Origin of the sequence: Curtobacterium aurantiacum (genome assembly GCF_018598555.1) — a bacterium.
Classification (GTDB): domain Bacteria; phylum Actinomycetota; class Actinomycetes; order Actinomycetales; family Microbacteriaceae; genus Curtobacterium; species Curtobacterium aurantiacum.
This window is the reverse complement of record NZ_JAHEWN010000002.1, coordinates 210,003-232,592: the sequence shown is the minus strand read 5'-3', so window position 1 is coordinate 232,592 and position 22,590 is coordinate 210,003. Positions and strand designations below refer to the sequence as shown.

The following is a 22,590-nucleotide window of genomic DNA, read 5'->3' as shown; positions in this document are numbered from 1 at the left end:
GCTACGATCCCATCCAATCCAGAGAGACCGTCTCGGGGTTCGAACCGATGAGAAGCGTGGCGCCGTGGCCCAGATCGTGATCGTGCAGCCGTACGTCCCGGCATACCGGTCGGCGCTCTTCTCCGAGCTCGCCCGGCGGCTCCGGTCGAACGGCCACGAACTCGTGATCGCGTCGGGAGAGCCGGATCCGGAACAACGCGAGCGCCAGGACAGCGTCCAGCTTTCGGACGTTCGACACCGCATCTTCACGTCGAAGTCGCTCAAGCTGGGGCCAGCAACGCTTCGAACGTCACCGGGTCCGTCTGTGTGGGGCACGGCTGACGCGGTCATCGTCGAACTCGCAGCGGGAGCGTTCTACTCCTACCGCGCGCTGCTCAGCGCCACTCCGACTGGCGTGTGGGGGCATGTCGGGTCCTACGTCAGTCGAGACTCGTTCGCGTCGAGAACCTTGCGCAGCTGGCAGGTCCGCCGAGCAGACGCCGTCCTCGCGTACACGCCGAGCGGTGGTGACATCGCAGTCGCCTACGGCGCAGACCCTGCCAAGGTCTCCGTCCTCGGGAACACCTCGGACACCGGCGCGCTTCGCCGGGCCGTTCTCGCTGCACGTGAACGGCCCGAACACGATGTCCGCTCCGCGATCGGTATCGGCGAGGGTTCCTACTTCGCGGTCGTGGGTGGTCTCGATGCCAGCAAGCGCGTCGATCTTCTTGCTTCCACGCTCGACTGTCTCTGGGAGCGGAAGTCACCCGCCCGGTTCGTGGTTGCTGGCCGAGGACAGCTGGAGCACCTGTTGAGGCCAGCAATCGACCGGGAGCAGGTGCGCTCCATCGGGTACGCCGGCGATCGAGAGAAGGCTCTGCTGGCCAGGGTCTGCACTGGCATCTTCAATCCGGGCAGAGTTGGTCTCATCGCTCCGGAGAGCTTCTCGCTCGGACTCCCGATCGTCACGGCCGAGTCCGCGTTCCACGCTCCCGAGTTCGAGTACCTCCGCCCTGGCATCGATTCGGTCGTCACTGAGGATTCACCCGAGGCGCTCGCTACTGCCCTCGATGCGTTGATCGCTCACCCCGAGGAGGCACGTCGCCTCGCTCGCGCTGCAGAATCCCGAGCGGGCGAGTACAAGCTCGAAGACATGGTGGACCGGATGCAGCGATCCATTGAGCAGTTGCTCGGGTATCCGTCGTCGGTCGCACCGAGATGAGACCCTGCCCGTCACCGACGATCGACTACGGTCTTTCCATTGACCTTTTCGCGCCGACGGAGAGAGACATGTCGATTCTCGACCGCTTGATCAGGGCTCGCCGCGGACCTTTCAGGCGGGTGGTGCGAGAGGTCCTGTCGCTCTACGGTCTCGAGATCCCGGCACACGTCGAGATCGGATCCGGGTTACAGGTGATGCACCGGGGTTTCGGGGTCGTCCTCCACCCGCGCACGGTGATCGGGGACAACGTCACGATCTACCACGGAGTGACGATCGGCCGTGGCGACGTGTGGATGCCGGAGCCAGAATCCTCGCTCGAGGGTTTCATCGTCGAAGACGACGTCATCATCTGCGCCGGTGCCAAGATCGTCTGCGCTCGCGGTTTCCTCACCGTGGGGAAGGGCGCGGTCATCGGCGCGAACGCCGTCGTCACGAAGAGCGTTCCGGCCGGCGAGATATGGGCCGGTTGCCCGGCACGGAAGATCGGCACCCGGTCGTGAAGTGAGCGCGAATCGGGGCTCGTGTCAGTGATGCGATGGACGCGAGCGCCGGTTTCCCGAATCCGATCGTCGAGCACTGTGGAGGGCGTGCCTGAACGCCTCGAAGGCCGAACCGGGAGACAGGAGCCGTTCGTAGTACCGAACTCCTTCGAGTCCCATGAGCGATGCGCGTTGCGGATCGCTACCGACTTCGATGACCGCGTTCAACAGCGCTGATTCGTCGGCGGCGGGGACGCACACTCCTGCTCCGGAAGCCGTGACCTCTTCTTCAGTGACTCCCCCGGCGTCAGTTGCGGCGATGACGGGTCTCCCGGCTGCGAAGTAGGAGGTCAGCTTGCTCGGCACTGCCATCCCGGCCACACCCGGCAGCTCGTTCACGAGGAGCACGTCGGCTGCAACCAACGCGAGTGCGTACTCCTCATCCGACAGGGAGTCGATGAAGTCGACCTGCTGGAGGCCATCGGCCATGGCAACGAGGCGCTCTCGCTGGTTGCCGCCCCCGATGAAGACGAATCGGACCCCGACCCCGCGCTGTTCCGCGAGCGCCGCGGCACGCACGACGTTCTCGAGCCCCTGCTTGACGCCCATGTTGCCCGTGTGCAGCGCGATGAGCTCGTCGTCTCCCCAGCCCAGCGTCGACCGTGCTGCAGCTCGGCGGCTCCCGTCGACCGGGCTGATGTGAGTCCAGTTCCGGATGACCTCCACGTTGTCGGGGTCGACGCCGAGCAACGAAGTCACCGTCTGCCGGAAACGCTCGTGGATGACGGTCACGCTGCTGGCGCTCCGGAACAGCCATGATTCGACCGCCGTGACCACGTTCGCCGCCCCCGCTCGGCCTCCGGTCTCACGGACTCCGAGGCTGTACAAGTCCTGCACCCAGGTCAGGACCGGCGTGCGGGGGTGCAGCAACTTCAGGCGGAGCATCGTCACCGCACTCGCGAACATGCTCGGAGACACGAGGACGACCACATCGGGCCTCCCCCAGGACGAAAGCGCGGACCGGGCACCGAAGGAGAGTTCGGACACGAGGCGCCGGAGCGCTGTGGGCCGACGGGGGACGTAGTGCAGTTTCCGGCGGAGGCGCACACCTCGAAGCGTTTCGTGACGCTTCCATTGGCCGTACCCCGCTCGAATCTTCCAATCGGGGTAGTACGGATGCGCAGTGACGACCGTCACATCGAATTCCCCACTCGCCTGGAGTCCCTCGGCGAGCGAGGTGACGTACGGTGCGTTGCCGCTCGGTTCAGGCGCGTAGTTCTGTGCGAAGATCACGACAGACACTCGGGGGGACACCCGAGGACAGTAACAGCCGAGGATTTCCTCGACCGACCACGGGACGTTGAACTGTGAACCTCGACAACGCGCCTTCTGGGCAGCCCCGGATAATCAGCCTGCGAGTGGCACCCGGAGAGCGCACGACGTGGGGACGACCGGCTCCGATCGTCTACCTCTGGGGCATCGCGGAGCTGCTGTTCGTCACCAACCCAATCCAGATCAGCTCGCGCCTCCGCGTCGCTGTGCTGCGCCGCTTCGGCGCCGACATCGGCGACGGCGTGATCTTCCGTCCCCGCACCCGAGTGCGCTTTCCCTGGAAGCTCCGCATCGGCAACGACAGCTGGATCGGAGAGGGCGTCTGGATCCACAACCAGGACGAAGTGACCATCGGCCACGACGTCGTCGTCTCGCAGGACACGTTCGTGACGACCGGGAGTCACGCGCACCGTCGGGACATGGGACTGATCACTCGACCGATCGTGATCGACGACGGCGCCTGGGTCACGGCCCGCTGCGTGGTCCTCGGAGGTGCCCACATCGGTCGGTCGGCACTCGTGCAGCCACTCTCGGTGGTCCGCGGTGCGATCCCCGAGAACACGATCGCGGTCGGGAACCCCGCAGTCGTTACCGGCCCGCGGCATGCCTGACCAGGTCGTTCGCCACATCGTCACGCTCGTTTCCCCAGACGGGCGTTTCGGCGGTCCGACGAAGGTCGCTCTCGACATCGCGGCGGAGCAGCGTCGTCGAGGCATCGATTCCTCGGTGTTCGCGGGAGCGGACGGCTTCGAGACACTGCCAACGGAGTGGCACGACGTCCCGCTTCAGCTCGCCCGCTCACGGCGGCTCGTGCCGGGGATGGGCTTTGCGACCACGGTTGCGCCTGGCCTCGGACGGAAGGTCCTTCGTGGGCTCACCGGCAGAGAGATCTTCCATGTTCACCTCGCGCGTGATCTCGTCACCCTGCCGATCGCCATGTCGCTGCGCAGACGATCACTCCCCTACGTCGTCCACACGCACGGGATGATCGATGCGTCGTCGAAGCGGTCCGCGCACCTCGTCGATTCGTTGATGACCGAACGCGTGATCGCCGCCGCCCGGACCGCACTGGTGCTCACACCCGACGAGGGCCGTGAGATCGCTCGGTTGTCGGGAGGGGCGACGCCTTCGGTGTTGTTCGGGAACGGGATCGCCTTGCAAGACGACCCCGAGCCTGACCGCCGACGGGGAGCGCTGTTCCTCGGCCGGCTCCATCCGAGGAAAGGCGCTGCCGTGTTCGCATCCGTGGCTGCTGAGCTGGCGAGCCGCTACCCGGACGACACTTTCCGGATCGCGGGGCCCGACGAAGGCGACCTGGCCAACGTCCGGAACGAGCTGTCGACCCGGCCCGGCGGCGAGCGGGTCGTGCTCGTGGGGCCAGTCCCTCCAGACGAGGTCAACGACCACATGAAGGGAGCCCAGGTGTTCGTGCAGCCCGCCGTTGACGAACCCTTCGGGATGACCATCCTGGAGGCCATGGCTGCCGGGACACCGCCCATCGTGCACCACACGTCCGCGCTCGCCCCACTCATCTCGCAGGCGCGCGCGGGGTGGACGTTCGGGTCCGCGGATGAGCTGCGAGCCCGCCTCGAAGAAGCACTGAACTCGCCACAGGCAACAGCCGAGACGGGAGCACGCGCGAGGCGACTTGCGCAGGAGCGGTTCTCGCTCCGCCAGGTCGTGGAAGGTCTGCAGGACATCTATGCCGGAGCGTGACGCCTCGGACGCCGCCCGCCGACCGCTGCCCGTCCTCCATTGGTTCACCAACATCGCGGCCCCGTACCGTGTCCCGGTCTGGGAACAGCTTGCGAGCCGGGCGGACCTGACGGTGTTCCTCCTGGAGAGCGACCGGCAACGTGTCCGCGAAGGACGGCGCCCGGCCGACTGGTCCGACCGGGGGCTCCGGCGCTTGAGACACCGAACGCTTCACACGCTCAAGCTTCGCCGGGGCGAGACGAGCCTGTACACGCTCCTCGACCCGCGGTTCGCCTTCGCCCGGAAACCGAGCGCGGTCCTGCTCGGAGGGTGGGAGTCCCCTGCGTACTGGCAGCTCCTGTTCGTCGCCAAGCTCCGACGGATCCGCACCGTCGGCTTCTACGAGTCGACGCTCAAGACGAATCGCCATCGTTCCGGTGTCATCGCCCGAGCGCGGAGCCTGTTCATGCGCAATCTCGACGCGATCGTCGTCCCGGGTGCTGACGCGGAGGACGCGCTCAGGAGCTTCGGCGTGGCGGCCGAGCGCATACATCGCGGCTTCAACGCCGTCGATGTGCAGCACATCGCGGATCGTGCCCGCTCCTCCCGGATGAACGATCAACGATCAGGCGGACACCGTTTCGTCTTCGTCGGACAGCTGATCAGCCGGAAGCAGCCCGCCCTCCTCCTGGAGGCGTTCGCGAAGGTCCGTGAGCCGGAGGACGAGCTGGTCTTCGTCGGCGACGGCCCCGAGCGCCGCACGTTGGAAGACCGTGTCCGGACCCTGGGCCTCACCGGGCACGTCGCGTTCAAGGGCACGACGGAGAACGACGCGGCGATCGACGAGATGATCGCGAGCAACACCCTGGTCCTGCCGTCCTCCGAGGAGGTCTGGGGGCTCGTCGTCAACGAGGGGCTGGCAGCCGGTCTTCACGCAGTGGTCACCGCCAGCAGTGGCGTCGCAGCCTCGACGAAACACATGAGGGGCGTCTACATCTGCGATGCGGACGAAGACTCCCTTGCGGAGGCGCTCGTCGTGTCCAGGTCGAACTGGCGCGGACACATCAGCGATCCAGAAATCCTCGAGCACACTCCGGCCGCATTCGCTTCGGTCTTCCTCGGCGCGCTCGACCAGCATTGATCCCGCTACTCGATCACTCCCAGACAATTCCTCGTCGAACGACCGACGCCGGATTTCCGGCGACGAGGCTGTTCGGTTCGTCGACGCTCCTCGTCACGACCGCACCGCTTGCGACAACGCAGCCGTCTGCGATCTCGACGCCCTTGAAGATCATCGCCTTGCTCCCGACCCACACGCGATCCCCGAGGACGACCGGCGCTGTCCTAGGCCGTTGGCGATTCCCGCTTCGGAAGGCGTGCTGGTCGTCGTCCAGTATCTGGACGTCCCATCCGATGGCACATCCCCGCCCGATGGTGAGCCCTGAACTCACGATGATGCGGACGTTCGGGGAGAAGTACGTGCCCTCACCGACGTCCATGCAGGCGTCAGGCCCCACTTCGATCCTCGATCCGACTCCGATCGCGACCCTGCCCCGGACCCTCAGCCGGCCGCGGACCCGGAGGATGCCGTCATCGCGTCCGGTTGCGAAACCGTAGGGAAGCGTTCCGAGCGTCAAACGGGAATGACCAGCGACCAGTTCTGGCGTGCCCTTGAGACGAAATCGCCGTCCGATGAGAATCCGGCGACCGCGTATCAGCTGGAGCAGTGTGCGGAGCCAAGAAATACGGAAGTCCCCGAAGAGCAGGAGAGCGAGACGCCTCATGCCTCAACATTAGGTCGTCGAGCTCGTCCGACCGGCTAGAGTTGCGACATGCGATCGGGGACACGCACAGGCGCCCTCGTGGTCCTCGCCGCGGCGCTCACTTGCGTGCTCGCGATCGGAGCATCCGCTGACCCCCGGTTGGCGTTGATCATCCCCGCTGCGCTCGCACTCGTCCTGGTCGTCCGCTACTCGTGGGCACGAGCCGCGTTCTTCGTGTTCGGCGCGTTCCTCGTCTTCCAGACCTCAAGTGGCCTGAGCGCGCCGAAGCTGTTCTACTTCGCGGTGGTGGGCGTGTCCGTGTTGGTCAGTTTGACGAAACTCCGGGGGCTGTCCGAGTCGCCCGCGTTGCGGGCGCTGTTCCCCTCGTACCTGGGCGGGATCGGGATCATCCTGTGGCAGGTGCTGATCGTTCTTCCGTACTCCGTCGCGGTGCAGGGGGCGACGATGTCGAACTGGCTCCGCGACGGAGCGACGTACATCTTGATCGGCTGTGCCGTGATCATCGCCCTGGACGCGATCGGCACCACGAGTGTTCGGACTTCCCGCATCCTGGTGGTCCTGGTGGGCGCGCTCGCGGCCTACAGTTTCGCCGCACGTTGGATCGCCGCACGCGGTCTGGTGACGACGCAGCCCGTGGACGGCGACGCGGCACTCCTGTCCTCGCTGACAGCGCTGACCTTGGCGGTGTCGCTCAGCTTCGCGATGGCCCTGGCAGGCTCGCGCATCCAATGGGTCTGGTTCACAGCAGGGGTCGCCTTCGTGTTCGCGGTCCTCGTGACGGGGACTCGCACCGGAGTGGTCTTCGCTGCGGTGCTCATCGGGATCGTGGGTGCACGGGACAAGCTGCGAGCGCCGGTGCGTCGAATCATCACGGCCGCTGTGGTCGGGCTTGCGGCGATCGCAGCGGCTGTTCCCCTGACCGCACAGTTCTTCCAGAACGAGAACTTCTTGGCGCAGCGGTTCGCGAGCATCTGGCAGACCATCCAGAACGGTGTCGGTTCCGACCAATCGGGGGCGATCCGTTCTCGCGCGTACGAGTACTGCCTCGCACTGTGGCGGCAGAACGTCCTGATGGGTCGTGGCGAAGGTCAGACGTTCATCAACCCCACGACGGGGGTTGCCGGCACCGACTTCTCCGTCGACAGTCCGCTCGTGTACCTGGCCAAGTTCGGGATCATCGGCTGCATCATCCTGCTCGCGTGCCTCGTGCTGATCTTCGTGCCGTTGCTCCGGCGGGCTCCGATGTTCCGCTGGACGCTCGCGAACACCGCTGTTCGTGGGTGTGTTGCCATCCTCATCGCGCTCTTGCCGTTCGGGGCGTCGCTGGAGGACAAGGGATTTGCCATCACCGTCGGCCTCGCCGTCCTGCTCGTCGGTGCGGCGCTCGCCGAGCAGGCACCGGAACCCTCAGGTCTGCTTCTTCGAAGCGAGAACAGCGAGTCCGCGCTCCGCGAGAAGCGAAAGCGCCGGCACGGAGGACGCGAAGCCACGGCCGTACCGGCGCCCCGTCGAGCCTGATTGGCCGGTGAGGTACGGCCGTTCCGGGAAGTGTTCGACGCGGATCTGTTTCAGCGCTGCGGACCGAGCCACTGCCGCCGCGAGGACGTGCTCGAAGTAGACGCCAGCTTCCTCGTCGATCGCAGCGGCATCTGCGAGGAGGACCGTCCGCCAGTCGTGCGCACGGGCGCCGACGAAGCGTGTGTCCGCGAAGGAGCGGTCAAGGGTCATCCGAACGCGGACGGTACGGCTCGGGATCGGGACGACGAGCCGGCGGGCGTTCCGGAGAACGAGCCTGCCCGTTGACTTGTAGATGCTCTGGTCCGAGCCGGACGCTTGCTCGATGCTGGCGAGCCCGTGCACGATGGCATCCGCTTCGAGACGCCCCTTGCCCCGACTCGGGTCCGACTCGGTCGGGTCGTACTGCACAACTCGGATGCGATGGCGGGACCCGGCGTCGACCGACGACAACAACTGGGTAGCGGTGGCGCCGCTGGTCTCCACCACGGTCAGCCCGAACGACGTGCCATCGAGCTGTGCGGCCCACACCCCGATTGCGTGGCGGTACTGTGCGAGCCGGGCATCCGGGTCGTGTTGCACCAGGTTCATCGTCGTGTTCGGACGCACCGTCGCGGTGAGGAGCACGGTCCCTGTCATGGTCGACGCTCCTTCGAAGCGGTACTCCTGAAGTGCAGCACTCCGGCGATGAGCGCGATGAGTATGAGCAGCTGAGCAACCAGAGCAGCCTGGCCCGCCCCGATCGCACCGCCGACGTGCCCCAGGACCACGACGAGGACGAGTTGCACGATCGCGGCGATCACCATGACGAGCGCAACGTACCGGTCCCGTCCGAAGGCTTGCAGGATCACGACGAGCGGCTGACAGATGATCGACGGGATCACGACCAGCGCGAGCAACTGCAGCACTCCTGCCGACCCTGCGTACTCGTCCCCGAGGAGCACGTCGACGACCAGCGGCGCCGCGAAGAAGACCACGACGGCGAGCCCGATCGCAGCGATCGGCATCCAGAGTGCCCGGCGCAGCTCGCTCCAGGCCGTTCTGAGATCGGGACTCCTTGCCGCGTACGGTGCGAGCGCGGACGAGAACGCGGCAGCGAGCAGGCTCATGGGTTGGGTCCATCGGCTCACTGCGCCGTACACACCCGAAGCGGCGCTCCCGCTGACGGCGGACAGCAGCGTCAGGTCGAGGGACTGCGCACTGGTCGCGACCACGGTGATGCCGAAGTAGCGGGCCCCGACCCAGGGGTTGACCAAGCGTGGGCGGACACGACCGGTGCGACCTGGCGCGAGTGAACCCCCGATGACGGAAGCGAGTACCGAGCCCGCGGCGAGAGCGATCCAGAGCGCCACGGTCGACGGAACCTGAACGGCCAGCAGTCCGAAGAAGAACACCGCGGCGGCCGCTCGGTCCGAGATGATGACGAGCGCGACCAGATCCCCGCGTGCCGCGCTTCGGAGCGGCACCTGGTACGCCTGGTTGGCCACGAGTGCGGCGGCGATGGGGCCGGCGAGCCAGAGGTGGGAGGCTGGCGCCGCGATCCCCAGGACCACCGTCCAGGTCGCTGCGAGGAGGACGGTGATGGCGAGCTTGGAGAACAGGCGCGCGACGAAGACGTCGCGACTCAGGACCTGACGCGCGAGCTCCCTCGTCCAGTGGTTGTTCGTGCCGAAGTCGATGAACCCTGCCGCTGCGGTTCCCAGCGCGATCGCCGAGACCACCGACCCGAAGGCCTCGAGGCCGACACCCCGGGCGGCGAAGAGGTAGAGCACGGCGACGAGCACCTGGGACAGTCCGGTCGCTCCGGCGAGGAGCACCGCCTGGTGCGCCATCGGCCGCTCACCTCCGGTCGGTCCGATGTTCACAGGAGCGCGTCGGTGAAGGCCGACGTCGTCGCGGGCAGCACCGCCCGGGGTCGTGGCTGTTGCGTCGCACGCTGCAGGAGGGTGGCGAGCTCAGCGGCGTTCAGGTCCGTCCATTCGCCGAGCCCTCCCAGTGCTTCCACGTCGTGTTTCAGGCTTCGGGCGCCCGCCGCAACAACCCGGGTGCCGGAGGCGGCGGCCTTCCCCAGAAGTCCGCTCGGTCCCTCGTTCGAATGCGCCAGGACGAGACAGTCCGCGACCCGCACAGCGGTGTCGAGCTCGTCATCCGAGAGAAGTCGGTCGACAACGATCGCGGAGCCGTCGGAGACCATCGAGCGCAGCCGGTCTCGAAGCTCCTCGCTGATGTCCTCGTCGAGGTGGCCTGCGACCAGGAGTCCCCAGCGGGACGGAACGTCGCGGAGTGCCTCGACGATGAGGTCGAGGTTCTTCCGGGCGGAGATCGCTCCGAGGACTGCGAACCAGTACCGATCACCGTCCATCCGGTGAGTTTCGCGGAACCGCTCCGCCGACTGATCGGACGAGGCGATCACGACGGGATCGACCGCGACCGGGAACGGTGCGGCGCCCGTCCATCCAGCAGACTTCAGAACGCGGAGGTCCGCGTTGCGCAGACGAGCCACTCGTCGGAACGCCATGGTCCTCAGCCGCGTCTTCAGACCGTCCACGAACGGGACCCTCGTCGGTTGCGCCGACTCACGCATGATGAGCAGGCTCAGCCGCCCTGAGCCCTCCCACCGTCGTCGGAGGGCAAGACGCAGCGCGAAGCGATCCGCGTCCGGGATGACGACGCGATGCGCCTCGACCTCGTGCGAGAGTCGCGCGACTTCGTCCTGGCTCATCGGTCCCCGCCGAAGCACCTCGACCCTGCCGGCGACGGAGGCCAGGTGAACCTGCTCGGCCTTCGGTACCGGGTCCGCTCCGAGGAGGACAACGACACGAGCACCCGTCGCGAGCGCTGCTTCCGCGAGCACGCGGACGTAGAACAGACGATGCCCCGTCGGGTTCTGTTCGACGATCAGTACGGTGTTCCGGCCCCCGTGACCCAGAGTGGTCATGACGCTTCCTTCCCTGGGGCGAGCACGGCTCGGAGGGTCTTCCAGAGGATCACGACGTCCCCCGTCACCGACCAGTTCTCCACGTAGAACAAGTCGAGGCGGATGGCGTCCTCCCACGAGAGGCTCGATCGGCCGCTGACCTGCCACAGCCCGCTCATCCCCGGCTTGAGCAGCAGACGTCGGCGTGCCGCGTTGTCGTAGAGCGCCACTTCGCCCTCGCGCTGCGGGCGTGGACCGACCAGGCTCATGCTCCCCGTCAACACGTTCAGCAGTTGTGGGAACTCATCGAGCGAATGCCTCCTGAGGAACCGCCCCACGGGAGTGATGCGGGGGTCGTTCTCGACCTTGAAGAGCGGCTCGCCTCCACGCCCCTGCTCCGACAGCAGCGCTGCGAGTTCGGCGTCCGCGCCGACCCGCATCGAGCGGAACTTCAGCATGTTGAAGGGTTTCCCGTTGAGCCCGATCCGCTGCTGGCGGTAGAGGATCGGACCGACGCTGCTGACCCGCACGGCGATCGCGATCGCGATCAGCAGAGGCGACAGCCCGAGAATCATCAAGCTCGAACCGACGATGTCGAAGGCTCGTTTCGCGAAGTGGGTGGCCCCCTCGTACCGCGGCATCTCGACGTGCATGAGTGGGAGACCGGCGACCGGGCGCATGTGGATGCGCGGGCCGTTGATGTCGGTGAGGCTCGGGGCCACGACGAGGTGCTGGCGGCCGCTCTCGAGCCCCCAGCTCAGTTCGCGCACCGCCTTGGCGCCGAGCTCGTCCGAGCTCGTCACCGCGACGGTGTCAGCACCCGACGTGGCGAGCGCGGCGAGTGCGTCGGGGATGCGTCCCACGACGGGTATGTCGCCGCCGCGGAGGGTCGATCCGATCGGCGCATTCGGCACGCAGGCGGCGACGACGCGGTACCCCTCCTCAGGGTGCTTGCCGAGCTCCCTGCTGATGTACTCCACGCTCTCGTCGGAGCCCACGAGGAGCACGAGCGCCGAGAAGCGTCCGCTCCGACGTTGCGCACCGAGCCACTGACGCCACATCCAGCGGGTCAGCAAGAGCAGGAGCACGCCGAGCGGGAACGCGATGAAGATGTAGCCGCGAGCCAGATCGATCTTGAAGCCGTACGCGAGGATGGCGACGAAGGCGAACAGACGGATGGCGGAGTCGACGATTCGCCGGTACTCACCGGAACCGGCACCGATGTAGCGGGGATCCCGGGTGTCGTAGAGCGCGAGCACGACGAGCCACGCGACGATGATGAAGATCGACACGGCGGTGTACCCGATCGCGAGGTCCGGTATGTTCCCGTCGACGCGACGACTGTCGAGACCGAACCACGCGATCTGCACGCCGAACGTCACCCAGATGAGTGCGAGGACGTCAGTCACGACCAGGCGGCGAGAGTACGAGGTCTCCCAGCTGTCGCCGGTTTGGGTCATCCGCTTCGTGACGGTCACCACGACGCGCCACCATCACTCGAGACCCGGACCGTCTCACCGTCCCACAACCACACGTCCTGCCCGGCGCGGTCGATCGTGACGGTGACGTCGGAGTCCGTGCCGTCGGCGCAACCGACCGGCGTGACGGGGGTGCTGGGGGTCACTCCGGCAGCGGACATGGTCACGAGCTGCACGCCGTCGCACGACGAGACGCCCACGCGGGCCAGCGTGTACTCGCCGCCGTCGACGGCGATGGAGCGCACGCCGCCCATCGGCACGTCGACCCAGGCGTCGGTGCCGGTCCGCCACTCGAGCTGGCCGTCGCAGATCACGACGGAGGTCTGCTCCCCCTGGAACGCCTCGATCGGGTCGGAGCACGGCGCCTGGACGGTCCCGCTGGCGAGCACGACGCCGTCGGTGGTGATGCCGGCGCCGGCGGCGCCGGCATTGCCGGCCTTCCACGTCACGCCCGCGTCGGTGCTGGTGCGTGCCGTCGTGGTGCAGTCGTCGCCGACCCCCGCCAGGATCGAGAGCTCCGCACTGGAGGCCCGGATCGCCATGAGCGATCCGACATCCGTCCCGAGTCTTACCGGAACCCACGTCGCCCCGCCGTCCACGGTGTGTTCCAGCACCGGCCGGGGGCCGGCACACGACCCGCCGGACGCGCGCCACGCCTCCTGGCCGTCGACCGCTGCCAACAGGCGGCGGCCCTGCTGCTTGGTCGCAGCGGCGTCTGCGTCAGCAGATGCACCTGCCCGTGGCGTCTCGCTCGGATCCGGCGTCCGCGTGAAGGTGGGGATCGGACCGGCGGGTCCGTTCTCCTCGGGTGCCGTTCGGCCCAGGGCGAGCGCGACGAGCACGACGTCGATGACGATCAGCGCCACCACCACGACCGCCACCAGGATGAACGTGGTCCGGGGCAGTGCGCGGCCGAGGCTTCGGGTCCCTCGGCGGTTCTTCATCGTTCGCGGCCCCGTTCAGCGTCCGGCGCGGCGGAGCACGCCGAGCTTCTTGCCGACCCGCTTCGGTGGGTGCGTCGACGTGGTCACGGTGTTGTCGTCCTCGTCGTGGCCGTAGCTGTAGCCGTAGCCGTAGCGGCCGTGACCGTAGGCTCCCGGGCCCTTCAGCGGCATCTTCGTCAAGACGAAGCCGGAGATCGGGGCGCCGACGTTCTCGAGCGACGCGACGGCTGCGGCGAGCTGGCCCTTGAGGGTCTGCCCCGAGGCGACCGCGAGGATCGCGCCGGAGGCCTTCTTGGCCAGGATCGCCGCGTCGGTGACGGGCAGCAGCGGCGGGGCGTCGAACAGGACGTAGTCGAACTGCTGCTCGAGCCGTTCGATCAGGTCCTGCATCGCCCGGGAGCCGAGCAGCTCGGACGGGTTCGGCGGGATCTGGCCGGCGGGCAGGACGACGAGCTTGCCGCGACCCCACGGGTGGGCGACGTCCTCCAGGTCGGCGCGGCCGATCAGGACGTCGGTCAGACCAGCGTTGCTCTCGACGTCCATGTACTCGGCGACACGGGGGCGACGCAGGTCGGCGTCGATCAGGATGACGCGGAACCCGGCGCTGTCCAGTGCGATGGCGAGGTTCGCGACCGTGGTGCTCTTGCCCTCGGACTGCATCGACGACGTCATGACGAAGGTGCGGGCACCGGTGCCGATGTCCAGGAACTGCAGATTCGTGCGGAGCGTGCGGAACGACTCGGCGCGGGGACTGCGCGGGTCGACCTGCACGATCAGGGGCCGTTCGGCGGCCTTGGCGTCGTAGGCGATCCCACCGACGACCGGCTTGTCGCTGATCTTCTCGACGTCGAGTTCGGTGCGGATGCGGTTGTCCAGGGTCTGGCGCAGGACCGCGATGCCGACACCCAGCGCGAGCCCGACGAGCAGCCCGAGCGCGACGTTGACGGGGACGTTCGGGCTGACCGGCGTGCTCGGCACGTCGGCCTGCTTGACGCGGGTGAGCTTGACGGTGCTCTTGCCGCTCGCGTCGGTGGCCTCGATGTCCTGCACGACGTTGGTCAGGCTCTGCGAGGTCGCGTTGGCGATGTTCGCGGCCTGCACCGGGTCGGTGCCCTCGACCGAGATGGCGATGAGGGTGGTGCTCGTCGGCGCCGTCGCCGACACCATCGTCGCGAGCTGGTCGGCGTTCATGTCGAGCTTGAGCGTCGAGATGACGGGCAGCAGCACGATCGGCGTCGACACCAGGTTCGAGTACGTCAGCACCCGCTGCTGGGTGAACGTGTTGCCCTGTGCCAGGTCACTCGCGCTGCCGGACGTCTCCGTGGAGACGAAGACCTGCGCCGATGCCAAGTAGACCGGCTTCTTCAGCAGGGAGAACCCTGCGGCCGCGGCCACTCCCACCAGGGCGAGTACGACGATGAGTACCCATCCCTTGCGGAGCACCGTGATGTAGTCGCGGAGTTCCACGCCTTTGCCTTCCCCGATCATGGCCGTCCCCGTGGTCCCGACACAGGCGCCCCGGGGTATTCCCAGCGCACGGCATACAAATAGTGCCACAGGAACGAGCGCTGCTCGGGGCAAGTCGCCATCCGCCGCGCGGTGTCCTCTACGGTGGCCCCATGAGCTCCGAGCCGGCCCCGATCTCCACCGACCCCGGCGAGCGGCGGCAGCGGGACCTCATCGTCATCCTCGTCGCACTCGGCGTCGCCGTGATCCTCACCCGCATCGTCGGACAGGTCACCCGGACTGGGGGCATCCCGTCGCCGGTCCTGCAGGTGCTCGCCGCCGATGCGGCCGTGTGGCTGCCCCTCGCGGTCGGCGCCGCGGTGGTCCTCCGTCGGACCTCGCGCTCGGCGATGCTGTCACGGTTGCGGCTGGACCTCGGGATCGTGGTCTTCGCGATCGGCATCGTCATCATCTGCCGCGTGCTCGACGTGTTCCTGTCCATCGCGTTCACCGGCACGACCGGGCTCGTCCCCGCTCCGACGCTCGGCACACCGGACGTCGGGCTGCTGCTCGTGTCGGCGATCGGCATCGTCATCGTCAGCCCGGTGCTCGAAGAGGTGGTGTTCCGCGGGCTGTTCCAGCGCCGGCTGGCCGCCGAGCTCACGCCCCGCACGCGGTTCCTCGCCGTGCTGGTCACCGCGGTCCTGTTCGCGCTGCTCCACCTGCTGCTCGGTGCGGGTGGCACGACGCTCGGCGGGTTCCAGGTGTTCGTGACGACGTTCGTGCTCGGGCTCCTCACCGGCGCGCTCGTCGCGATGACCGACCGCATCGGCGGCGCGATCCTGGCGCACGTGCTCTTCAACGCGGTCGCCGTCGTCGCCACCTGGCCGCGCTGAGCGGCCATCGCCGCGTCCCCAGATGGGGGCAGGAGCGGTCATGGACCATCGCTGACCACTAACCTGCACTGAGCATGACTCGCCCAACCAGCATCGTCGACAACCCTCTCGTCCGTCAGGCTCCGATCAGCGGCCTGTTGGCGCTTTCGGCGTTCCTGAGCGTGGTGATGCCGTCGCTGGCGATCACCCAGCACAACCTGTTCGTCGCGAGCGTGATCGGCATGGCCGTCGCGACGCTGCTGAGCGCGATCCCCACGCTCGTGCGCCGCGCGGCCTGGGTGGTACCGATCCTGCTGACCGTCGACTTCCTGACGATCGCCCTGCTGCGCACCGGGACGGGTGCCGGCTCCTCGCTGTTCACAGCGATCGTGGTGCTCCCGGTGGTCTGGTGGGCGTCGCTCGAGAACCGTCGGACCGTGGTGTTCGCGATCACGGGCGTCGTGCTCGTGATCCTCGCGCCCTACGTCCTGACCCCGTCCGACGCGCCCGGCGCGAGTGAACTGGTCCGCCTGGCCATCCTCGTCGTCGTGTTCGGCACGGTCGCCGTCGTCGTGCACGAACTCTCCCGCCGGGCCCGACTGAGCCTGCGCTCGGCTGAAGCGCGCGAGGGCAAGGTCCGCGCGGAGATCGACCGCGCCGCCGCCGTGCAGCGCTCACTGCTACCGACCACCACGGGCCGCATCACCGACGACGTCGTCGTGGCCGGAGCATGTCTGCCGGCACGCAGCGTCGGCGGCGACTTCTTCGACTGGTACCCGACACCGACCGGCGTGGCGGTGAGCCTCGGCGACGTGATGGGCAAGGGCGTCGGCGCGGGCCTGATCGCCGCCGCGGTGCGGGCGACCCTGCGGAGCGCCCGCACGGTCGAGGACCCTGCCGATGCTCTGCGGCGCGCGTCGGACGGCCTGACCGCCGAGGGCGTCGGACCGGACCTCGCCTTCACCACCCTGTTCCACGCCCGGATCTCCGACGACGGCACCCTCCGGTGGTCGGACGCCGGGCACGGGCTGAGCTTCGTGTTGCGCGCCGACGGACACGTCGACCGACTGCGATCCGGCGACATGCCGCTGGGGCTCGGCATCCGCGAGGAGTGGGCGACGGCCGAGGGCACCCTCGAACCGGGCGACCTGCTCGTCTCGTTCAGCGACGGCGTGCTCGACCTGTACGACGACCTGGACGACACGATCGATTCCGTCGCCGCGATCGCCCGCGCCGGCCGCGACCCGCACGCCGTCGTCCTCGCACTGTCGGCCCGCGCCGACGAGGTGCCGCACGACGACGACGTCACGGTGATCGCGATCCGCCGGCAGCCGGTCGAGGTGGACACGGAGCGACCGCTCGCGATGCACGCCGACTGACGGCACGGCCGAGCGCCGGGCCCGGGGCCGGAGCGGTTGGTACGCGCCGCCGCTCGAACCCGAATCGTGCGGCGACGCGTGCAGACGACGAGCGTCTGCCCTCGGAACGCCCTAGCGTCCTCGGTCTGTGGGGGCGGCTCGATGTGCCGCTCGGAGGGTCAACCGACCCGGTCGAGGTCCCAGAGCGGCGGCACGTACGCGCGGGACCAGCCCTCGCGCAGGCGCGTCACGGCGCGGTCGAAGGCCTCGAGCAGGTCCATCTCCGGTCGCACCATGGACTGCAGCTGCAGCCCCTCGTAGGTCGCGAGCAGCTGCTCGGATCCACGTGCCGGCTCCATCGTGCTGGGCTCCCGCCCGAGCATGACGTCGCGCTCCAGGGCGTGCTGCACGAAGGCGTGGAACCGTCGCCACCGGGCGTGCAGCATGGGCGCGAGCGGGTGCTCGGGCGACGCCGCGATGTTGAGCGTCGCCGTCAGGAAGCGCATGAGCGACGGGTCGGCCACGTTCGCGGTCACGATCGCGCGGAGGAACCGGATGGTCCCGTGCTGCTCGGCCAGGGGCATGAGCGGCGTGGTGCGGTCCTCGTTCCACCGGTCGATGGTCGCGAGCAGCAGGCCGTCCCAGCTCGGGAACGTCCGGCCGACGACGGCGGTGTCCACACCGGCCGCAGCCGCGACGACCTCGGGGGTCACCTCGTGCAGCGGACGGGAACGCAGCGCGGTGATCATCCCGTGGATGACCTCGCCCCGGAGGGAGGGGTCGTCGTGCGAGGTGACCGGCGGCGTTCCCATGTGCATGCACACACTCCAGCAGGGTCCCGCAGCCCTGCACAGTCCCCCGAACGGGAACGCGCGTTCCCCGGACAGGTTCACCGAGCGCAACACCTGCGCGACCCCAGATCTGGGGGGACCGAAGCGGCGACGGGCTTCCCTAGGGTGAGACGGTTCGCACCCGAAACGAAAGCTCACGTTGCCGCGCCTCCAGCTCCCCGCCCGCTTGCCCGTCATCGCAGCCGCTGCGGCGGTCGCCGTCGTCGCCGGCTCGGTGCTCACGTCGGCCCCGACCGAGGCCTCCGCTGTGGAGGGCAGCACGCAGGTGTCGCTCTCGGCACCCACCGCGACCCCGATCGCAACAGTCGCACTGTCCTCGGCGGCACCCTCGACGGCCGCTGTGACACCCGCCGCTCCGGCCACTGCTGCCGCTGCCGCTGCCGCCCCGAGCAAACTGACGTGGACCTACGCCGGTGACTCGCTCACCGAGATGCCGAAGTCGTGGATGCGACAGCTGAAGGACACGACGATGACCAACGTCGGCGGCACCGCCATCGGCAACGCGACGACGACCAGGATCCTCGACGACGCCGAAGCCCACGACGCCGACGTCCTGGTCGTCATGGCCGGGACGAACGACCTGCGCTACCAACGCAGCTCAGCGTCCATCCTGCAGAACATCGACAAGATCGCCACGAAGGTGGGTGCCGACCACGTCGTGATCTCGGCGATCGCACCGTCGAACGCGACGAACTCCGGCAAGAGCCACGTGGACCGCCGCAAGCTCGGCGAGGTCCTGAACCGCGACCTGCAGAACCACGCACTCACCCGCGGCTGGATGTTCGTCGACCCGTGGGCAGCCGACCGCCGGCTCGACGGCGGCTGGCCGTCCTCGCGCACGTACGACGGCGTCCACCCGACGGTCGCGATGTCGAAGAAGGTCTCGGTCCGGATGCAGCAGGCCATCCACATCGCCGCCGAGGGTGCCAAGGGCGCAGCGGGCTAGCCCCCGGTCGCGTCGTGAGCCATACTCGCCCCATGCAGTGGGGACGGATCGCACCGGTCGTGGCACTCGTCATCGTGCTCGGCGGCACTCTGGCGGGCTGTGGCAGCGAGACGAGCGGCGATGCCGCCCCCACGAACCCGAGCACCCAGGCCGGGCCGCTGCACTCCGGGTTCTGCGCCGACTACGTCCCCCTGAAGACCCCGGCCGAACGCCGGGACGCCGCTGAACTCGTCGTCGACGCCGACGTCACCAAGACCGACCGCACGGTGGAACCGCAGGGCATCTACGAGGTGTACGAGGCGACGGTCACCGACGTCACGAAGGGTGACGCCGCCGCCCCCGGCGACACGATCCAGGTCATCAGCACCTCGGCTCAGTGCGAGACGAGCGGCGAGCCGGTCGAGTACCCCTCGGGCGACCCGCTCGCCGACGAGGGCACCTTCCGCCTGTACCTCTCCCACGACGGAGACGACGACGTCTGGCGACTCGTCGTCCCCGGCGCCGCCGAGCCGCAGCCCGCCGACTGACACCCCTACGGCTGCTCCGGCACCGTCACGATCCGGTTCTGGTAGGCCCACACCACGGCCTGCAGCCGCGACCGCACCCCGAGCTTCGGCAGCATCCGCGCCAGGTGCGACTTGACGGTCGACACCTCGAGCACGAGCGCGGCCGCGATCTCCTCGTTCGACATCCCCTGCGCCAGCAGCAGGAGCACCTCGCGCTCACGGGCCGTCAGCACGCCGTCGGCCCGGTCGCCGGACACCGGCTGCAGGCTCCGGCGTGACACGAACTCCCGCAGCACCCGCCGGGTCAGGGCCTGGTCGAGCGTGCCGTTGCCGGCGGCGACCTGGCGCACGGCGTCGATGATGGTGTCCGGCTCGGCATCCTTGAGCAGGAAGCCCGAGGCCCCGGCCTCGAGCGCCCCGAACACGTAGTCGTCCAGGTCGAACGTCGTCAGCATGAGCGCCGGGATCGCCGGGTCGGCGTCCGGCGCGCAGAAGATCCGTGCGAGCTCGATCCCGTTCATCACCGGCATCCGGATGTCCAGGCAGGCGACGTCGGGTCGCGTGGCGCGCGCCAGTGCGAGCGCCTCGCCGCCGTCCGCGGCCACGCCGACCACCTCGATGTCCGGCTCCGCGCCGAGGAGCGCGGACACCCCGGCACGGACCAGGGGCTGGTCGTCCGCGACCAGCACGCGGATCACGCGACCACCCCGGAACCGTCGGCGTCCTGTGCGGGTGCGGCAGGTGCCTCCCGGCCGAGCGCCAGCTCCACCAGCCATCCGCCGGTGGCGGTCGGGCCGGTCTGGAGGCGCGCCCCGACCAGGTCCGCCCGCTCGCGCATCCCCCGCAGACCGTTGCCGCCCGACGGCGAGGTCTCCGCTGCCGGCACGGCGGCCGGTGCGTTCTCCACCCGGATCACCAGACGGGTCGCGTCACGGTCGTCGATGGTGACGGTGCACGGGGCGGACGGGGCGTGCAGGGCGGCGTTGGCCAACGCCTCCTGGACGGTGCGGTAGGCGGCGAGCTGCGCGAGCGGGCCGACGCCGTCGGCGAGCGGGCGGTCCCCCGGCAGCACGTCGAGCCGGACGTCGCTGCGGAACCGGGCACGTTCGGTCAGGTCGACGATCCCGGCGACGGTCTCGACGGCGCGCTCTGCGGGGGTGTCGTCGCGGAGCAGGCCGACCAGGCGGCGGAGGTCGTCGAGCACGGCGGTGCTCTGCTCCCGCACCTGGCGAGCGCCCTCGTGGGCACGCTCCGGGTCGGCGTCGATCTGCCGGTCGATGACCGCGGCCATCAGGGCGATGCCGGACAGGTGGTGCGCGGCGATGTCGTGGAGCTCACGGGCCATCGCAGCACGCTCCCGGGACACGGCGGCGTCGACCAGGGCGTCCTGCTCACGGCCGACGGCGCTGGCCTCGGCGGTGCGGGCGACGCGCACCTCGCGGCGGGACTGCACGAGCAGGGTGACCAGCAGCGGCACCCCGACGGCGCCGATCGCCTGCAGCACGCCTTGCCCGAGCGAGCCGGTCAGGCCCTCGGTGACGTCGGGACCAGACGGCGCGGCGACCGCGAACAGCACCGCGCTGCCGGCGGCGACGAGCGCACCGGTGACCAGGAGCGTCGGCCACAGTCGGGCCAGTGGGACACGGAGCGCGGCGAGGACGACGGCGACCACCACCGGCAGGGCGGTGAGGCCGAACAGGTCGGACGCCTGCGGAGCGAGCGCCGCGACGAGCACCGGCAGGGCGGCGACCACGACGAGCACGGTCCGGGGAGCCCGACGGGCGGCGAGCAGCGCGGCGGACTGGGCCAGCAGCCCGAGGGCCAGGACGCTCCACGCCGCCGTGAACGGGGCGGGTGCCCGCAGGGCGAGCGCGGCGCCGTCCGGCTCGGCGGCGTCGAGCGGTGGGAGCCCGAGCAGCAGCCCGAGGGCGACGACGGCCGTGCCGAGCGCGACGAAGACGTCGACGCGGCGGGCGCGCTGCGCGGCAGGCTGCTCGGCGGGCGCGGCCGGGCGCGCGGACTGCGCGGACTGCGCGGTCGGCTCGGCCGGTGCGCGCAGCGCGTCGTGCTCAGCGGGTGCCATCGTTGGATCCTACGAGGCGGGCGCGGGTGGGGACCGGCGCGTCGAGGGGCAGGGCGCGTCGGGCGGGGTCGTAGCCCAGGCGGCCACGGGTCGCGACGAGCAGCACCACGGCGGCGATCGTCGACATGATGGTCAGGCCGATCATGAGCGTGCCGGCGGTCATGCTCGGGTACATCTCGGGGAACAGCGTCGAGATCGTGTTGTTCACGCCGACGTGCAGCAGCAGGGCCAGGGGCAGGCTCTCGCGGGTCTTGTTGAAGACCTGGATCATCACGACGTTGAAGGTGATGGTGAACAGGGCGAACACGACGGGCTCGCTCCAGTGCGCGTTCGGCCAGCCACCCCAGTCGCTGAAGTACAGCGGCATGTGCCAGAGCGCCCAGATCGGACCGAGGATCGCGGCGGCGCCGAGGCCCCCGAAGCGGTGCTGCAGGCGGGGCAGGGCGAAGTCGCGCCAGCCGGGCTCCTCGCTCAGGCCGGTCGAGAACAGCTGGATGATGAGTCCGGGAACGAGCATGGCGAAGGCCAGGGCCGAGGGGGCCCGCACGTCACCGCCGGCGAACGGCAGCGCGGACACGACGATCAGTGCCGGCACGACGACGAGCGCCAGTGCGTACCAGTACCAGGCGACCCGCCAGCGGAACAGCCGGCCGACCCAGCGGCGGAGGCCCGCGCGACCGTCGGCGACCGCGGTGACGATGAACGCGCTGCCCAGCGGGCCGAGGAGCGCACCGGGCAGGACGCCCGTGAACTGCCCGCTGCCCAGCACCTCGGGGAAGTGGATGTCCCACACGCCCATGCCGTGCGGCGACAGGATGTACGGCACCCACGCGAGCCAGCTCAGGCCGAGTGCCATGGTGAAGAAGGACGCGAGCGGGTGCCGGGCGATGAGGCCGCGGACACCCCCTCGGTCGCGGGGTGCGGTGCCGGCGGCGGGCCGGGCTTCGGTGGTGTTCGTCATGACCACGACGCTAGGAACGATCGCGCCCGGGGACGACCGGCTTCGGGACGCACCTGCGGGAGTTCCATCGAAGGATGCAAGTGCTTTTCGCTCGGTTCGTTCGGCACTCCTGGACACGCCGTCGTCATCGCTCGACGCCGCCTTGCACTCGAGACGCCGCCGAATCCGGAGGCGTCTCGAGCATTCGGCGGCGCCTCAGTACGACGACGGCGTCTTCCG

The 22,590-nt window shown here is 69.1% G+C and carries 22 protein-coding genes; 10 read left to right on the top strand and 12 right to left on the bottom strand.

Going from position 1 to position 22,590, the window contains the following annotated elements:
- The first annotated feature begins 64 nt into the window (after nt 1–64).
- Both KK087_RS03010 and KK087_RS03005 read left to right on the top strand, forming a co-directional pair.
- Nucleotides 65–1,201 (top strand): glycosyltransferase family 4 protein, encoded by a 1,137-nt coding sequence (locus KK087_RS03010; protein ID WP_214564168.1) that lies wholly within the window; start codon nt 65–67, stop codon nt 1,199–1,201.
- Nucleotides 1,198–1,701, top strand: coding sequence for a serine O-acetyltransferase (locus KK087_RS03005; protein ID WP_214564167.1), 504 nt, complete (start codon nt 1,198–1,200; stop codon nt 1,699–1,701). The genes KK087_RS03010 and KK087_RS03005 overlap by 4 nt, the downstream gene beginning before the upstream one ends.
- Nucleotides 1,702–1,725: 24 nt before the next feature.
- Here the strand turns inward: KK087_RS03005 and KK087_RS17780 are convergent, their stop codons facing one another.
- Nucleotides 1,726–2,973 carry a glycosyltransferase family 4 protein gene (locus tag KK087_RS17780; RefSeq protein ID WP_214564166.1) on the bottom strand — a complete coding sequence of 416 codons (1,248 nt, stop codon included), beginning with the start codon at nt 2,971–2,973 and terminating at the stop codon, nt 1,726–1,728.
- A 125-nt stretch (nt 2,974–3,098) separates the two neighbouring features.
- Between KK087_RS17780 and KK087_RS02995 the strand changes: the two genes are divergently transcribed.
- Genes KK087_RS02995 through KK087_RS02985 form a run of 3 tightly spaced genes read left to right on the top strand, consistent with a single transcriptional unit; the run spans nt 3,099 to nt 5,848 of the window.
- Entirely contained in the window at nt 3,099–3,623 is a 525-nt protein-coding gene (locus KK087_RS02995; protein ID WP_307859941.1) for an LbetaH domain-containing protein, read from the top strand.
- Complete coding sequence (locus KK087_RS02990; protein WP_214564164.1) at nt 3,616–4,728, top strand: glycosyltransferase; 1,113 nt, start codon at nt 3,616–3,618, stop codon at nt 4,726–4,728. The genes KK087_RS02995 and KK087_RS02990 overlap by 8 nt, the downstream gene beginning before the upstream one ends.
- Nucleotides 4,715–5,848, top strand: a complete 1,134-nt coding sequence (locus tag KK087_RS02985) for a glycosyltransferase (protein ID WP_214564163.1) — start codon at nt 4,715–4,717, stop codon at nt 5,846–5,848. The genes KK087_RS02990 and KK087_RS02985 overlap by 14 nt, the downstream gene beginning before the upstream one ends.
- A gap of 13 nt (nt 5,849–5,861) precedes the next feature.
- Here KK087_RS02985 and KK087_RS02980 read toward each other — a convergent pair whose 3' ends face one another.
- Nucleotides 5,862–6,491: an acyltransferase gene (locus KK087_RS02980; protein ID WP_214564162.1), complete on the bottom strand. Its 630-nt coding sequence runs from the start codon at nt 6,489–6,491 to the stop codon at nt 5,862–5,864.
- Nucleotides 6,492–6,539: 48 nt separating this feature from the next.
- Between KK087_RS02980 and KK087_RS02975 the strand changes: the two genes are divergently transcribed.
- Nucleotides 6,540–8,009 (top strand): O-antigen ligase family protein, encoded by a 1,470-nt coding sequence (locus KK087_RS02975; protein ID WP_214564161.1) that lies wholly within the window; start codon nt 6,540–6,542, stop codon nt 8,007–8,009.
- On the opposite strand, the gene KK087_RS02970 is transcribed toward KK087_RS02975, so the two are convergent.
- The 6 genes from KK087_RS02970 to KK087_RS02945 all read right to left on the bottom strand — a co-directional run bounded on the left by KK087_RS02970 (nt 7,899) and on the right by KK087_RS02945 (nt 14,812).
- A complete protein-coding gene (locus tag KK087_RS02970) occupies nt 7,899–8,633 on the bottom strand; it encodes a hypothetical protein (protein ID WP_214564160.1) in 735 nt (244 codons plus the stop codon). The genes KK087_RS02975 and KK087_RS02970 overlap by 111 nt on opposite strands.
- 8 nt (nt 8,634–8,641) lie before the next feature.
- The gene (locus KK087_RS02965) at nt 8,642–9,838 is read right to left on the bottom strand and encodes a lipopolysaccharide biosynthesis protein (protein WP_214564159.1); all 1,197 of its coding nucleotides are present in this window, start codon (nt 9,836–9,838) and stop codon (nt 8,642–8,644) included.
- 29 nt (nt 9,839–9,867) lie between these two features.
- On the bottom strand, nt 9,868–10,860 hold the full coding sequence (locus KK087_RS02960; protein WP_214564158.1) for a glycosyltransferase: 993 nt from the start codon (nt 10,858–10,860) through the stop codon (nt 9,868–9,870).
- Between the two features lie 80 nt (nt 10,861–10,940).
- Nucleotides 10,941–12,383 (bottom strand): sugar transferase, encoded by a 1,443-nt coding sequence (locus KK087_RS02955; protein WP_214564157.1) that lies wholly within the window; start codon nt 12,381–12,383, stop codon nt 10,941–10,943.
- A 14-nt stretch (nt 12,384–12,397) separates the two neighbouring features.
- A complete protein-coding gene (locus tag KK087_RS02950) occupies nt 12,398–13,345 on the bottom strand; it encodes a beta propeller repeat protein (protein ID WP_214564156.1) in 948 nt (315 codons plus the stop codon).
- A gap of 15 nt (nt 13,346–13,360) precedes the next feature.
- A complete protein-coding gene (locus KK087_RS02945) occupies nt 13,361–14,812 on the bottom strand; it encodes a tyrosine-protein kinase domain-containing protein (RefSeq protein WP_214564155.1) in 1,452 nt (483 codons plus the stop codon).
- A gap of 152 nt (nt 14,813–14,964) precedes the next feature.
- Here KK087_RS02945 and KK087_RS02940 point away from each other — a divergent pair, with 152 nt between their 5' ends.
- Nucleotides 14,965–15,687: a CPBP family intramembrane glutamic endopeptidase gene (locus KK087_RS02940; RefSeq protein WP_214564154.1), complete on the top strand. Its 723-nt coding sequence runs from the start codon at nt 14,965–14,967 to the stop codon at nt 15,685–15,687.
- 74 nt (nt 15,688–15,761) lie between these two features.
- Nucleotides 15,762–17,045 (top strand): PP2C family protein-serine/threonine phosphatase, encoded by a 1,284-nt coding sequence (locus KK087_RS02935; RefSeq protein ID WP_214564153.1) that lies wholly within the window; start codon nt 15,762–15,764, stop codon nt 17,043–17,045.
- Between the two features lie 158 nt (nt 17,046–17,203).
- Here the strand turns inward: KK087_RS02935 and KK087_RS02930 are convergent, their stop codons facing one another.
- Nucleotides 17,204–17,842 carry a TetR/AcrR family transcriptional regulator gene (locus tag KK087_RS02930; protein ID WP_214564152.1) on the bottom strand — a complete coding sequence of 213 codons (639 nt, stop codon included), beginning with the start codon at nt 17,840–17,842 and terminating at the stop codon, nt 17,204–17,206.
- Nucleotides 17,843–18,014: 172 nt separating this feature from the next.
- On the opposite strand from KK087_RS02930, the gene KK087_RS02925 reads away from it, so the two are divergent.
- Both KK087_RS02925 and KK087_RS02920 read left to right on the top strand, forming a co-directional pair.
- Complete coding sequence (locus KK087_RS02925; protein WP_214564151.1) at nt 18,015–18,821, top strand: SGNH/GDSL hydrolase family protein; 807 nt, start codon at nt 18,015–18,017, stop codon at nt 18,819–18,821.
- 32 nt (nt 18,822–18,853) lie between these two features.
- A complete protein-coding gene (locus tag KK087_RS02920) occupies nt 18,854–19,348 on the top strand; it encodes a hypothetical protein (protein ID WP_214564150.1) in 495 nt (164 codons plus the stop codon).
- A 5-nt stretch (nt 19,349–19,353) separates the two neighbouring features.
- On the opposite strand, the gene KK087_RS02915 is transcribed toward KK087_RS02920, so the two are convergent.
- From KK087_RS02915 to KK087_RS02905, 3 genes are read right to left on the bottom strand one after another with little or no spacing between them, the layout of a single operon-like run.
- Complete coding sequence (locus KK087_RS02915) at nt 19,354–20,025, bottom strand: response regulator (RefSeq protein WP_214528870.1); 672 nt, start codon at nt 20,023–20,025, stop codon at nt 19,354–19,356.
- A complete protein-coding gene (locus KK087_RS02910) occupies nt 20,022–21,410 on the bottom strand; it encodes a sensor histidine kinase (RefSeq protein WP_214564149.1) in 1,389 nt (462 codons plus the stop codon). The genes KK087_RS02915 and KK087_RS02910 overlap by 4 nt, the downstream gene beginning before the upstream one ends.
- Nucleotides 21,397–22,371 carry a CPBP family intramembrane glutamic endopeptidase gene (locus KK087_RS02905; RefSeq protein WP_214528868.1) on the bottom strand — a complete coding sequence of 325 codons (975 nt, stop codon included), beginning with the start codon at nt 22,369–22,371 and terminating at the stop codon, nt 21,397–21,399. The genes KK087_RS02910 and KK087_RS02905 overlap by 14 nt, the downstream gene beginning before the upstream one ends.
- Nucleotides 22,372–22,590 lie beyond the last annotated feature (219 nt).

What these genes read in the sequence shown, in the direction of transcription:
- KK087_RS02930 (WP_214564152.1), bottom strand. Translation starts at nt 17,842, where the DNA reads ATGCACATGGGAACGCCGCCGGTCACCTCGCACGACGACCCCTCCCTC.
- KK087_RS02920 (WP_214564150.1), top strand. Translation starts at nt 18,854, where the DNA reads ATGCAGTGGGGACGGATCGCACCGGTCGTGGCACTCGTCATCGTGCTC.
- KK087_RS02985 (WP_214564163.1), top strand. Translation starts at nt 4,715, where the DNA reads ATGCCGGAGCGTGACGCCTCGGACGCCGCCCGCCGACCGCTGCCCGTC.
- KK087_RS02940 (WP_214564154.1), top strand. Translation starts at nt 14,965, where the DNA reads ATGAGCTCCGAGCCGGCCCCGATCTCCACCGACCCCGGCGAGCGGCGG.
- KK087_RS02975 (WP_214564161.1), top strand. Translation starts at nt 6,540, where the DNA reads ATGCGATCGGGGACACGCACAGGCGCCCTCGTGGTCCTCGCCGCGGCG.
- KK087_RS02905 (WP_214528868.1), bottom strand. Translation starts at nt 22,371, where the DNA reads ATGACGAACACCACCGAAGCCCGGCCCGCCGCCGGCACCGCACCCCGC.
- KK087_RS02935 (WP_214564153.1), top strand. Translation starts at nt 15,762, where the DNA reads ATGACTCGCCCAACCAGCATCGTCGACAACCCTCTCGTCCGTCAGGCT.
- KK087_RS03005 (WP_214564167.1), top strand. Translation starts at nt 1,198, where the DNA reads ATGAGACCCTGCCCGTCACCGACGATCGACTACGGTCTTTCCATTGAC.
- KK087_RS02990 (WP_214564164.1), top strand. Translation starts at nt 3,616, where the DNA reads ATGCCTGACCAGGTCGTTCGCCACATCGTCACGCTCGTTTCCCCAGAC.
- KK087_RS02955 (WP_214564157.1), bottom strand. Translation starts at nt 12,383, where the DNA reads ATGACCCAAACCGGCGACAGCTGGGAGACCTCGTACTCTCGCCGCCTG.
- KK087_RS02910 (WP_214564149.1), bottom strand. Translation starts at nt 21,410, where the DNA reads ATGGCACCCGCTGAGCACGACGCGCTGCGCGCACCGGCCGAGCCGACC.
- KK087_RS02965 (WP_214564159.1), bottom strand. Translation starts at nt 9,838, where the DNA reads ATGGCGCACCAGGCGGTGCTCCTCGCCGGAGCGACCGGACTGTCCCAG.
- KK087_RS02950 (WP_214564156.1), bottom strand. Translation starts at nt 13,345, where the DNA reads ATGAAGAACCGCCGAGGGACCCGAAGCCTCGGCCGCGCACTGCCCCGG.
- KK087_RS02980 (WP_214564162.1), bottom strand. Translation starts at nt 6,491, where the DNA reads ATGAGGCGTCTCGCTCTCCTGCTCTTCGGGGACTTCCGTATTTCTTGG.